Below are 12,110 nucleotides of genomic sequence, written 5' to 3'. Positions count from 1 at the left end.
AGTTCGACCGCGTCTTCGACGTCAACGTCAAGTCGATCTACCTGATGGCGAAGGCAACGGTGCCGCATTTCCGCGAGCATGGCGGCGGCGTGATCCTCAATATCGGTTCGACAGCGGGAGTCCGGCCGCGGCCAGGCCTGACCTGGTACAATGGCTCGAAGGGGGCGGCGAACCTGCTATCGAAGTCGATGGCGGTGGAGCTGGCACCGGACCGGATCCGCGTCAACGCGATCGCGCCCGTCGCGGGCGAGACACCACTGCTGGCGACCTTCATGGGCGAGGATACGCCGGAAAAGCGCAAGGCCTTCACCGCGACGATTCCCTGGGGCCGGTTCTCGACGCCGCAGGACATCGCCAATGCCGCGCTGTTCCTGTGCTCGGACGAATCCGAGATGGTGACCGGCAGCGTGCTGGCGGTCGATGGCGGGCGCTGCGTCTGAGCGATCCGTGCCGGTGGCGGGGAGGCCCGCCGCCGGCCTTCAGGCCGCCTTGTCCTTCATGCCGCCATCGGTGAGGCGGTACCAGGCGATGATCGCCGAGACGTAGAGCTCGTTCAGCGCGTGCAGCGGCAGCGGCGTGATCGGCACGACCGGGAAGGGCAGGCGGCCCCTGTCGCCGGTTGTGATGTAGGCCGCCATCGCCTTGCCCATGGCGCTCTGCAGCCCGACGCCGCGGCCCATGCAGCCGATGTCGACGAGTAGGCCGGGCTCGGGCTCGTGCAGATGCGGCAGGAAATCACGCGTCAGTGCCACCCGGCCGCACCAGCGGAAGTCGAAGGGCACGCCCTTCACCTGCGGATACATCTTGCCGACGACGCGCTCGAGATGGGCCCAGTCGGCGGCATCCTTCGGCTCGCGGAAGGGGCCGCGGCCGCCCATCAGCAGCCGGTTCTGATGGTCCTTGCGGAAGTAGAGCAGCAGCTGGCGGGTGTCCGAGACGACCTGGCCCTCGGGCAGGATCGTGCCCGCGACGTTGTCGGAGAGCGGTTGCGTGGCGACGATGAAGGAGTTCGGCCGGATCACGCTCTGGCGCAGCTTCGGGATCAGGTCGCCCGTATAGCCGTTGGTGGCGACGACGACGCGCGGCGCCGTCACCGAGGCGCCCTGGGCGGTCCGTACCGTCCAGGTCGCGCCACTGCGCGTGAGCGAGACGACGTTGCTCTGGCCGTGGATGGCAGCGCCCGCCGCGAGCGCCGCCTTCGCCAGCCCGCGCGCATAGGCGAGCGGCTGCACACCGCCGGCGCGCCGGTCGACCCAGCCGGCGAGATAGCGATCCGTGCCGAGCAGGCGGGCGGCGGCGTCCTTGTCGAGGAACTGCGCGTCGACGCCGCGTGCCTGCCATTCGGCGGCGCGGCGCTTGACCGTCTCGACCATGGCCGGCGTATGCGCGCCCTGGATCCAGCCGGCGCGCTTGTGCGGCACATCCATGCCGTGTTTCGCGATCAGGTCGAAGACGAGATCGGCGGTGGATCCAACGAAGCCGATCAGCGCCTCGCCCGCAACGGGGCCGAATTTGGCGAGGATCTCGCTCGGATCATATTTGATGCCGGGGATAACCTGCCCGCCATTGCGGCCGGACCCGCCCCAGCCGGGCTCGTGGGTCTCGAGCACCACGACCGAGACGCCGGCCTCCGCCAGATGCAGCGCCGTCGACAGGCCGGCGAAACCGGCGCCGATCACGCAGACATCGGCGCTGACGTCCTGCGCCAGCGGCGGGGTCGCCGCCGCGGCCGGTGCGGTCGCGAACCAGAGCGAGGGGGCGAGCGGGAAGGGTTCGGCCACGGGGCTCGCTCCTCAGATCGGACGCAGCACGCGGCGCAGGAAATCCTGCGTGCGCGGATGGGTCGGCGCGCTCAGCACCTCGCGCGAGGGGCCCTGCTCGACGATGACGCCGCCGTCGAGGAAGAGCACGCGGTCGGCGACCTCGCGCGCGAAGCCCATCTCGTGGGTGACGACGAGCATGGTCATGCCCTCCTCGGCCAGGCTCTTCATCACCTGCAGCACCTCGCCGACGAGCTCGGGGTCGAGCGCCGAGGTTGGTTCGTCGAACAGGATCGCCTTGGGTTGCATGCAGAGCGCGCGCGCGATGGCGACGCGCTGCATCTGTCCGCCCGAGAGCTGGCCGGGATAGGCATCCATCTTGTTGCCGAGCCCGACACGATCGAGCAGGTCGCGTCCGCGCGCCAGGGCCTGCGCCGCCGGCTCCTTCTTCACGAAGATCGGTCCCTCGACGACGTTCTCCAGCGCGGTGCGGTGCGGAAACAGGTTGAAGCGCTGGAACACCATCGCCATCGCCGTGCGGATGCCGACGATCGAGGGCTTGTCGCGCTCGACGCGCTCGCCGTCGATCGTGATCGCGCCGCCATCATAGGATTCGAGCCCGTTGATGCAGCGCAGGATCGTCGACTTGCCGGAGCCGGACGGTCCGATCAGGCAGACGACCTCGCCCCGGGCGACGCTCGCCGTGATGCCCTTCAGCACCGGAAACGAGCCGAAGCTCTTGGTGACGCCGGTGATCTCGATCATCGGCGCGCCCGCGACCACATGCCCGGTCATCGCCTGGCCCCCTTGCCGAAGCGGCGTTCGAGCCAGCTCACCAGCCCCATCAGCGGCAGGCACATCGCCAGGTAGAGCAGGGCGACCAGCGTGTAGACGGTCATGTTCTTGAAGGTGGAGGAGGCGATCAGCGTGCCCTGCAGCGTCAGCTCCGCCACCGTGATGGTCGAGGCCTGCGAGGAATCCTTCAGCATCATCACCATGATGTTGCCATAGGGCGGCAGCACGAGGCGGATCGCCTGCGGCAGGATCACCCGGCGCATGGTCAGGCCCCAGCCCATGCCGATCGACTGCGCGGCCTCGATCTGGCCGTGGTCGATCGCCTCGATGCCGGCGCGGAAGTTCTCGGACTGATAGGCCGAATAGGCGATGCCGAGCCCGATGATCGCCGCCTGCAGCGCCGTCAGCGCGATGCCGAACTCGGGCAGCACGAAGTAAATGTAGAAGAGCTGCACCAGGATCGGGATGCCGCGCAGCGTGTTGACGACGATCTTCGCGGTCGTCGCCAGCCAGCCGATGCCCGAGACGCGCATCAGCGCCCAGACGAGGCCGAGCACCGTCGACAGCGCGAGCGAGCCCAGCGCCACGATCACCGTGAACTTGATGCCCTGCAGCAGCAGCGGCAGGAACTGGGTGGCGTCGCGCAGGAAGGTTTGCATGCGGTTCCGGTGATGAGCCCTGATGATCGTCTCTGCGGGAGTCTCGCGAGCCTCCCGCGTCATCCCGGACAAGCTGCGCAGCAGCGCCGATCCGGGATCCATGCCGGAACGGTTCCGGAATGGATCCCGGGTCTTCGCTTCGCTGCGCCCGGGATGACGGTGTGGTTCAGGAACCCGAACTGAAGGTTCAGACGAGGCCCCACTTGGCCAGGATCTTGTCGACCGTGCCGTCGGCCTTGAGCTTGGCGAGGCCGGCATTGATCTTCTTCAGCAGCTCGCCGTCGGTCTTGCGCACGCCGATGCCGACCGAGCCGGAGATCACCGGCTTGTAGCTCTTGACGATGCGCACGCGCGGGAACTGCCCCTGCGAGAGGTTGTAGGCGATGATCGGCAGGTCGAAGACGGCGGCCTGGACGCGGGCGGCGTTCACATCGGCGAGGATGTCCGGCAGCGTCTTGTAGAGCTTCACTTCCGAGAACAGGCCCGAGCTCTGCAGCTTGTCGACATAGGCCGTTCCGATCTGGACGCCGATCGTCTTGCCCTTGAGGTCTTCGAGCGTGACGTAGTCCTTCGTGTCGGTGGCCGGGACGATCAGGCCCTCGCCATAGGTGTAGATCGGGTCCGAGAAGTCGATCACCTCCTTGCGGACCGGTGTGATGTACATCGCGGCGGCGACGATATCGACCTTGTTGCCGGTGAGCGAGGGGATCAGCGTCGAGAACTGCATGCCCTCGACCTCGACCTTGAAATCGGAGACGGCGGCGATCGCCTTGATCAGATCGACCATCACGCCTTCGATGGTGTTGGTCTTGGTGTCGAGGAAGGTGAAGGGGCTGCCCGTCGGCGTCGAGCCGACCTTCAGCACCGCCTGCGCCTGCGCCGGGGTCAGCCCGGCTGCGAGCGCGCCGCCCGCCAGCATCGACAGAAAGGTGCGACGTTCCATGGCAAAATCCCCCGGTTGGGCCTGTGTCTGAATGGCACGGCAATTTTCACCTGCGTGAAGATACGAGCATAGGACAAACTTGTCGGCAAGCGATTTCACGTGCATGAAATAGCGGCGACGAATGGAGCCTTCATGAGCAGCCCTGCCGCCACGCCGTCCCGGCCGGAAGTCGATTCAGAGATCGGCGCCGGTCTGCGCCGCCTGCGCCGCGAGCGTCGCCTCTCGCTGGTCGATCTGGCGGGCCGGACCAATCTCTCGATCGGTTTCCTCAGCCAGATCGAGCGCGGCAAGTCCTCGCCGACGCTGCGAGCGCTCGCCAGCATGGCGGATGCGCTGGGCGTCGGCATCGGCGATCTCTTTCCCAAGGGCGGGGAGGCGGCTTCGTCCCAGACCGCGACGATCGTGCGGGCGGGCGGGCGCAGCGAGCTGCAGCTCTGGCGCTCCGGCATCCGCAAGCAGCTCCTGACCCCGCACAGCGAGGGTGCCAAGCTCAGCCTCTATCTGGTCGAGATGGAACCGGGCGCCAGCACCGGCGACGAACTCTACACCCATGGCGGCGAGGAGGCCGGGCTTGTTCTGAACGGCGCCATGAGCCTGAGCGTCGAGCAGGAGAGCTGGACGCTGCAGGAGGGCGACAGCTTCCGCTTCCTGTCCTCCCGGCCGCACCGCTTCGCCAATGCGGCTTCGGGCGAGACACGGGTTCTCTGGGTGAACTGCCTCTGAAGGCGCGCTCAGAGCGGCCGGCGCGGGCTCGCCACGCCGAAATGGCAGATCGGCTCGCCGGGCTTGGCCGTGGTGCTCGGGAAGATGACGAAGCCGTCGCTCGGCGCGGTCACGGCGGTCCCATCCGCGCGCGTCGCCAGCAGGGCACCGGCCGGGACGCGGTCGCCGGTCTTCCAGCCCTGCGCCACCCGGTCGCCCGCCGCCTCGCAGATCACCACCTCGGTCATCTGGATCACTGAAGTCAGCGCCGGTGCGGGAGCGGGCGCGTCGATCAGGCCGAGATGGGCGAGCGTATTGCGGATGGCGGCATAGCCGATCTCGACGGAAGCGGGGTCGTCATGCTGCCCGCATTCCAGCGTCACGCCAAAGCGCCCGGCAAAGCGCATGAATTCTGTCGTGCCGAAGCCCTCGGTGACGGCCAGGGGCGGCAGGTTCAGCCGCTCGCGCGCGGCGATGATCTGGACATAGTTGTCGAGCCAGCCATGGATCGCGACGGGCACGCCGAGGCAGGCGGCGAGCGCGAGCTCCGCCGCGCCGTGCCGGAAGGGTTCGAGCGGGCCAGTATTGTCCTCCGGCCCCAAGAAGACGAAGGGCTCGCCCTCGCCGCGGAAGGAATGCACGTCGAGCAGAACCTCATGCTCGCGCAGCAGGGCGCAGAGCCGGCGGCCGATGCGGTCCTCGTTGTCGACCGGTTGCAGCCGCTCGCGCAGATCCCGGTTGAGGTTGCGGTCGCCTTCGCGGGTGTTCTGGCGATAGGCCTTGGGGTTGGTGACCGGCACGAAGGTGACCTCGCCGCGCGCGATCAGCAGCCGGCCGGCCCGGCAATTCTCGACAATGCGCGCGATCGCCTTCGGGCCGCAGCTCTCATTGCCATGGACGGCGCCGAGCACCAGCAGCTTCGGCCCGGCCTGCAGGCCATGGAAGCGGATGCTCTCCAGCGGCGCGGCGTCAGTGGCGGGAACGGTCCAGGTGGTGTCGGCGGGGGCTGTCATGGGCGGTTCCGGTGGGCAAGTGGGGGGCGGCGAGGCTGGGTACCAAGCTGGCCCTTTGCGCCAGTTCGTCTCCGCAGAGAAGGGTCGTGATGCGACCCCAGGGCCGGTGGAGGAGGACACACACCGTGTCCCATCGCTCTCCGCCCATGCCATGTCGGTCGACCGGCCGGTCGTCGCGGACGCGGCCCGTACGAGTCTGTGCGTCAGATCTTTCCCCTGACGCCGAGCGAGACGTTCAGCGCCTCGGCGTCCGCCCCGGCACCCGGCTTGGGAATCCGCGCAAACTGGCCGCTGGCGGCGTCGTAGATCCGAGTGCCGCCCTTGGCTTCGAAGTATTTGGTATAATCGACGCGGCCGACGAGCGAGAAAGCCGTGGTCAGCGGGTACTCGACCGCGAGATTGGCGCCGATCATGGCGGAAGGCGAGAACTTCTCCGTGAAGAGCGTATAGCGTAACGCGTGATAATCGCGGTCCCGACCAAAGCTCGCAGGGCTGCCATACAGTTCGGCAGACAGCGAAAGCGTCTCTCCCCGATAGGTCGTCCCAAGCCCGAGATAGGGCGTATCCCATTGTTGCCGATAGGAGATGCCCAGGCGGCTCGGATCGAAGTTTCCGACCGCGTCGCGAAATCCATTCTGCGAGTAGACATAACTGCCGCCATAAGCCCGGTACTTGATGTCATAGTGGCGGAAACCGGCCAGGGCGGAGATTGCGAAATCCCCGCCGTCGATGACTCGATAGGCGACGCTCACATCGGCTTGCCATGCCTTCGGAACGCGGGTGTCGGGGTGCAGCGATTGGTGGCTCCAGGAATCGTCGCCCCGGTAGCCAAAGAGCCAATCCCGATCGCGCATGTCGGCCTCCGACGCCACGGCCGCCCAGAGGCTGCCACGGAGGACGACCCCGTCGAACGGACGCAAGGCCGCGCGACCGCCGAGCGTCACCGCCTCGCTTTTCCAGTCGAGCTGGCTGATCTTGCTGCGGCTCAACGGATCATAGACATTTTCTGTCGAAACGCTGCGCAGATAGCCGATCGACGGTGTCACGCTGAACATCGGCTCGCCGGCAGCCCCCGTCGCCGAGCCGGGATCGAAGCCTTGCGCCAGCGTCGGGCCCGACAGGAGGACGAACCCGACAAACGTCATCAACCATCCACTGCGACTCGGCATCGTCCATCTCCCGGTTCAAGGGCGATTGGACGCAATTTGTCTCAATAAACGATTAACCATACTTGGAAGGCCGATCTGACGTCTTCGCGCAACGTCAATTCCGTCTGCCGTCACTGCGGTTGAGCTTCTGTCGGTTTTGGCGGTTCAGTATTCCGGGCTTCCCCATCCACGTGTTTGCAGATTTCCCAAGTGTCGAATACCCCAAGCGCCATGCTGAAGCTGCGCTATCTGCTTCCATCCTCCTTCACCCCGCGCGCGACGATCCGGAGCGCGCCGTCCGGCAGGGGACGCTGGAGCGCGCTGGCGTATTCCCAGGGCGCGGTCATCCAGGTCTCGCAGGCTTCGGGCGTCGTCAGGATGACCGGCATGGCCTTGGGGTGGATCGCCTTGACCTCGGCATTGGGATCGGTGGTCAGGAAGGCGTAGAGATCCACCGAGACCGGGCCTTCCTTCAGCTTGCGCACGCTGGCCCAGTGCGGCGTCCAGATTCCCGCGAAGAAGGCCGTCGGCCGGTCCTCGCCGAAGGCGAACCAGATGTCGCCGCCCTCGGCCCTGTTGAACTCGCTGAAGGATGTGAAGGGCACGAGGCAGCGGTTCTCGATGCCGAGCCAGCGGCGCCAGTGCGGGCTCCTGGTGTTGCGCACATTGGTGACCCCGGGGTCGGTCTTCTTGCCTTCGAGCGCGAAGGCGGGCGAGGGCATGCCCCACCGCGCCATCGCCAGCGTCGGCATCCCGCCCTCGTTGCGGATGATCGGCGCGGCATAGTCGGGAAAGATACCGGGCTGCGGCACGATCTGCGCGGCGACGTCGAAGGTGGCGAAGAGCTTGCGCATCGCCTCGATGTTGCGGGTGTGGCTGTAGAGGTTGCACATCGCCTCGACCCTTTGCCCGACATGGACCCGATACGGCGATCAGGAGAGCCGGATGGATGGATCGGAGGTCAGCACTGTCACAATGTGGATCCTGGGAGATCCGTTGGTAGCGGGAGAGGGACTCATAGCGCCCCCCCATAACCAAATACCCATCTATTTCAAGTTCAAGAGTCTAAGCGGTTGACGACCACCGCAACTGGAGAAGCGAGGACTCGAACTTACCGGCCGGTTCCATACTCATTGAAATCAATGGAATGCCGCCGCGACTCCAACTCTGTGGGGGAGTACTGAGTGGGATCGACGTCGATGGTGATGTCGGACTTGCAGAATCTGGCAAGCTGTCTGAGCTCACGCTCAACCGATCCGATTGAAGGACACGGTCGCTCTCAAGCCCCGCCCGCCCGGCGGCTTGCCCAAGTTGAGGTCAGCTTTCGCGCTGTGCAGGGCAACCTCGACAATCGCGAGCCCAAGCCCGCTACCGGCATGTCGGCTCATGCGTCCGCGATAGAACCGCTGCCTGACCAGAGCCAGTTCATCCGCAGGAACACCGGGGCCTTCGTCATCGACAGCCAGCGCGGTGTCTTCAATCCTGAGCCACCTGACGCGACCGCCAGGCGGGCTATGGCCACAGGCGTTGTCGTGGAGGTTGCGCAGGGCCAGCTTCAGGTGGTCGGGATCCCCTTCCACCGTCATTGCGTCAATGCCGGCATCGATCTCGACGATAATCGATGCTGGCCTCTGGCCTTCGCGATCGATGTCTCGGAGCAGCTGCCCAAGATTGATCGGCTCGCGCCGGCTCGGCTCGGCGCCAGACTCCAGCCTTGCCAGCGCCAGCAACTGACTGATCAGGCGTGCCGTGCGGTCGACGCCCTGCATGATGTGGTCCAATGCGGCAGTCCGCATCTCGGTCGATTCGGCAGCCTTGGCGATCTGGGCCTGGGTCCGGATGCCGGCGAGCGGCGTGCGCAGCTCGTGAGCCGCGAAGGCTGTGAATTCGCGCTCATGCCGGCGTGCGGCGTCCAAGCGCACAAACAGGCCGTTCAACGCGTCGGTCACAGGCCGGATCTCGTCGATCACCCTGGCGTGGAGCGGGGCGAGATCATCGGCAGCGCGCTGCTGCAGATCGGCGGCGATCCCGCGCAAGGGCGACAGGCCGCGCCCGACACTCATCCAGATCAGCCCGGCGAAGATCGGCAGCATCAGGAGAGCCGGGCCGACGAGGCCTAGGACGAGGTCGTTGACGAGGCGATCCCGCAGGCCGAGCCGATCGCCGACCAGAACCCGGACATCCTTGGCGGCGTCCTCGATGGCGTAGACGCGCCACAGCTCGCCATTGATCAGGCTGTCGCTGAAGCCGGCGACGTGACCGGCCAGCCTTTCCGCAGGGGCCGACGTCGAGGCTGCGACGAGCCGCCCGCCCAGCGACCAGATCTGGCAGGAGAGCTGGCGCTCATAGCCGCCGGGGTCGTCTGTGGAGACCTGGGGAGTCGCGGCGATCGCGGCTGGCGCCGATGCGCCGGCATCCCGGACGAGCGAGGAGACCATGCGCGCCGCCTCCTGCAAGCGCGTATCGAGGACGCGTTCGAGCTCGGCCTTGGTGCCGAGATAGATCCAGGCAGTAGCAGCCAGCCAGATCAGGCCGGTGGTGGCGACGAGGATCACGAACAGGCGCGCGCGCAGCGAGGTCAAGGCGTCATCCTCAATCGATAGCCCAGGCCGCGCACGGTCTCGATCTGCTCGCGTCCGATCTTCTGCCGGAGATTGTGGATGTGAACTTCGATGGCGTTGCTCTCGATGTCCTCCTGCCAGCCATAGAGTCGCTCTTCCAGTTCGATGCGCGAGCGGATCATACCCGGCCGCTCGGCGAGCGCGCGCAGGATCGAGAATTCCCGCCGCGTGACCTCGATGGCGAGACCGTCGCGGGAAACCGAATGGCTCGCCGGGGTCAGGACGAGACCCGCTGCGGCAATGGTCGCCGTCGCCCGGCCATCGCGCCGCCGCACCACGGCCCGCAGGCGAGCCGCGAGTTCGTCGAGGTCGAAGGGCTTGCCGAGATAATCGTCGGCGCCGCGATCGAGCCCGGCGATCCGATCGCGCGTTTCGTCGAACGCCGTCAGGAGCAGGACCGGGCTTTCGTCGCCCGCCTGGCGCAGGCTGGTCAGCAGGTCGAGCCCCGAGCCGTCCGGCAGCATGATGTCGAGGACGATCGCGTCGAAGGCTCCTGCCGCGATCGCATGGCGGCCGTCGGCGCAACTGCCGACGACCTCGGCGCTGACGCCGTGCAGCTTCAACCCGACGGCGAGACCGTCGGCCAGAATGGGGTCGTCCTCGACAATCAGAACACGCATCGCTTCTCCAGGACGGGCAGCATCCCTGTGCGGCTTAAGGCTGGCTTAAGCTGGGACGCGCCGATGGCTGCAGTCATGCCGGCACAAGCCGCCGCCTTTACCAGCCGACGAGGACCAGACCGATGCAGCACGACCGCCGGACCATCATCAGCGGCTTCGCATTGCTCCTCGCCACTGCTCCCGGACTGGCGCTGGCAAAGGGACGCGATCCCGATGTCGAGGCCATTCTCAACGACCCCGAGGCGCCGGTCTCCGGCAACCCGAAAGGCAATGTCACGATCGTCGCCTTTCTCGATTACAACTGCCCCTTCTGCAAGAAGGCCGCCCCCGATCTCGCCCGTCTCGTCCGGGAGGATGGCCAGATCCGGCTCGTCTACAAGGACTGGCCGGTGATCGCCGAGACCTCGGTCTATGCCGCGCAGCTGGCGCTCGCCGCCGCCTTTCAGGGCGCCTATGCCAAAGCCCATGATGCGCTGATGGCGACAAAGGGACGGCTCGGTCGCGAGCAGATCACTGCTGCCCTCAAGGGCGCCGGCCTCGACATGGGCCGGCTCGAAGCGGATGTAAACGGCAAGGCCGCCCAGATCACGGCGCTCCTCCGGCGCAACATGGCACAGGCGGAGTCGCTCGGGCTGCAGGGCACGCCGACCTATCTGATCGGCCCGTTCCGAACCTCGACCCAGGACTATGCTGGCTTCAGGCAGGTCGTCGCCGACGCGCGCAAGAAGCAGGCGGGCCTGTGATCGACCGGCTCGCATCCTCCATGACCGACCTCTCCAAACCCACGCGCCGCCTGGCGGGCCTCATGATCGCTCTGGCTGCAGCGGGCTGTACCACGATCGCACAACGGCCGGTTCCGGCGGCGCCGACGCCGCAGTTCAGCGCCCTCGATCTCAGGCGCTATGGCGAGGTCGGCGGGGAGCCGTTCCATGTCCCCGCCGTCTCGCTCGAGGACCTGCAGCCACGCAATCTGCGCCAGCTCGTCGATTATCCGACCGCGCATCAACCCGGCACGCTGATCGTCGATCCCGCGAACCGGTTCCTCTTTCTCGTTCAGGAGCACGGCAAGGCGCTGCGCTATGGCGTCGGCGTCGGGCGCGAGGGCCTGGAGTTCACCGGCTCGGCCACCGTCGAGCGCAAGGCGCAGTGGCCGCGCTGGACGCCGACACAGGACATGATCAAGCGCGAGCCCACCCGCTATGCAAAATGGGCCGGCGGCATGAAGGGCGGCGACGCCAATCCTCTGGGGGCCCGGGCGCTTTACCTGTTCAAGGACGGCAGGGACACGCTCTACCGGATCCACGGCACGAACGAGCCCGACACGATCGGTGAAGCGGTGTCGTCCGGCTGCATCCGCATGATGAACCAGGACGTCATCGACCTATACAACCGCATCCCCAAGGGCTCCAAGGTGGTGGTGCTGCCGGCCTGACCCGGCACGCTTTGGCATGGTGCGTTCAGGCCGCTTGCAGAAAGGGCAAGGTCACTCTACATTATATTTTATAATATAATGTCTATGTGAGTGCCCCCATGACCTCGATCGACCTCTCGCCGAAGCTGACAGCCGCCGGCCAGCCTGACGCGACCGTGATTGGCGGTCTCGCCGGCTCGCGTTTCGCCGGCATCGTCAATGTCCGGCCCGATGGCGAGGAGGGCGGGCAGATCGATCACGAGAAGGCTGCCGCTATCGCGCGGGAGGCCGGGCTGGGCTACGCCTATGTCCCGTTGACTTCGGCAGCGATCACCGAGGCCGACATCCGGGCCTTCCAGCGGGCTGTGGCCGAGACGAAAGGTCCCGTCTATGCGCATTGCCGCTCCGGCACGCGCGTCGCGATCCTGCATGTCCTCG

General features: G+C 66.7%; 13 protein-coding genes and 1 pseudogene. 5 read left to right on the top strand and 9 right to left on the bottom strand.

Features of this window, described 5'->3' with window-relative positions:
* Window positions 1-440, top strand: a 440-nt coding sequence (locus AX750_RS18380; RefSeq protein WP_156451411.1) for a glucose 1-dehydrogenase, incomplete at its 5' end; no start/stop codon positions are given.
* 39 nt (window positions 441-479) lie between these two features.
* On the opposite strand, the gene AX750_RS18375 is transcribed toward AX750_RS18380, so the two are convergent.
* The 4 genes from AX750_RS18375 to AX750_RS18360 all read right to left on the bottom strand — a co-directional run bounded on the left by AX750_RS18375 (window position 480) and on the right by AX750_RS18360 (window position 4,133).
* The gene (locus tag AX750_RS18375; protein ID WP_066735717.1) at window positions 480-1,781 is read right to left on the bottom strand and encodes an FAD-binding oxidoreductase; all 1,302 of its coding nucleotides are present in this window, start codon (window positions 1,779-1,781) and stop codon (window positions 480-482) included.
* A 12-nt stretch (window positions 1,782-1,793) separates the two neighbouring features.
* A complete protein-coding gene (locus AX750_RS18370) occupies window positions 1,794-2,525 on the bottom strand; it encodes an amino acid ABC transporter ATP-binding protein (RefSeq protein ID WP_066735729.1) in 732 nt (243 codons plus the stop codon).
* A 26-nt stretch (window positions 2,526-2,551) separates the two neighbouring features.
* Window positions 2,552-3,214, bottom strand: coding sequence for an amino acid ABC transporter permease (locus tag AX750_RS18365; RefSeq protein ID WP_066735725.1), 663 nt, complete (start codon window positions 3,212-3,214; stop codon window positions 2,552-2,554).
* Window positions 3,215-3,401: 187 nt separating this feature from the next.
* Window positions 3,402-4,133: an ABC transporter substrate-binding protein gene (locus AX750_RS18360; RefSeq protein WP_197432000.1), complete on the bottom strand. Its 732-nt coding sequence runs from the start codon at window positions 4,131-4,133 to the stop codon at window positions 3,402-3,404.
* Between the two features lie 156 nt (window positions 4,134-4,289).
* Between AX750_RS18360 and AX750_RS18355 the strand changes: the two genes are divergently transcribed.
* A complete protein-coding gene (locus AX750_RS18355) occupies window positions 4,290-4,880 on the top strand; it encodes an XRE family transcriptional regulator (RefSeq protein ID WP_066735712.1) in 591 nt (196 codons plus the stop codon).
* A gap of 8 nt (window positions 4,881-4,888) precedes the next feature.
* Here the strand turns inward: AX750_RS18355 and AX750_RS18350 are convergent, their stop codons facing one another.
* The 5 genes from AX750_RS18350 to AX750_RS18330 all read right to left on the bottom strand — a co-directional run bounded on the left by AX750_RS18350 (window position 4,889) and on the right by AX750_RS18330 (window position 10,261).
* A complete protein-coding gene (locus AX750_RS18350) occupies window positions 4,889-5,872 on the bottom strand; it encodes a succinylglutamate desuccinylase/aspartoacylase family protein (protein WP_066735709.1) in 984 nt (327 codons plus the stop codon).
* Window positions 5,873-6,075: 203 nt separating this feature from the next.
* Window positions 6,076-7,017: an omptin family outer membrane protease gene (locus AX750_RS18345; protein ID WP_066735706.1), complete on the bottom strand. Its 942-nt coding sequence runs from the start codon at window positions 7,015-7,017 to the stop codon at window positions 6,076-6,078.
* 248 nt (window positions 7,018-7,265) lie between these two features.
* Window positions 7,266-7,913: an SOS response-associated peptidase family protein gene (locus tag AX750_RS18340; protein ID WP_066735703.1), complete on the bottom strand. Its 648-nt coding sequence runs from the start codon at window positions 7,911-7,913 to the stop codon at window positions 7,266-7,268.
* A 354-nt stretch (window positions 7,914-8,267) separates the two neighbouring features.
* On the bottom strand, window positions 8,268-9,575 hold the full coding sequence (locus AX750_RS18335; RefSeq protein WP_245282438.1) for a sensor histidine kinase: 1,308 nt from the start codon (window positions 9,573-9,575) through the stop codon (window positions 8,268-8,270).
* A 23-nt stretch (window positions 9,576-9,598) separates the two neighbouring features.
* Entirely contained in the window at window positions 9,599-10,261 is a 663-nt protein-coding gene (locus AX750_RS18330; protein ID WP_066735697.1) for a response regulator, read from the bottom strand.
* A 122-nt stretch (window positions 10,262-10,383) separates the two neighbouring features.
* On the opposite strand from AX750_RS18330, the gene AX750_RS18325 reads away from it, so the two are divergent.
* The 3 genes and pseudogenes from AX750_RS18325 to AX750_RS18315 all read left to right on the top strand — a co-directional run.
* Complete coding sequence (locus tag AX750_RS18325; RefSeq protein WP_066735695.1) at window positions 10,384-11,004, top strand: DsbA family protein; 621 nt, start codon at window positions 10,384-10,386, stop codon at window positions 11,002-11,004.
* A gap of 62 nt (window positions 11,005-11,066) precedes the next feature.
* A pseudogene (locus tag AX750_RS18320) lies at window positions 11,067-11,684 on the top strand (L,D-transpeptidase); the annotation flags it as partial.
* Between the two features lie 107 nt (window positions 11,685-11,791).
* The coding region (locus AX750_RS18315; RefSeq protein ID WP_245282437.1) for a sulfur transferase domain-containing protein at window positions 11,792-12,110 on the top strand (319 nt) is incomplete at its 3' end.

The sequence above is a fragment of the Methylobacterium sp. CCH7-A2 genome (genome assembly GCF_001557075.1).
Classification (GTDB): domain Bacteria; phylum Pseudomonadota; class Alphaproteobacteria; order Rhizobiales; family Beijerinckiaceae; genus Allobosea; species Allobosea massiliensis.
Note: the sequence above shows the minus strand (reverse complement) of the source record. Positions and strands in the feature narration are given on the sequence as shown.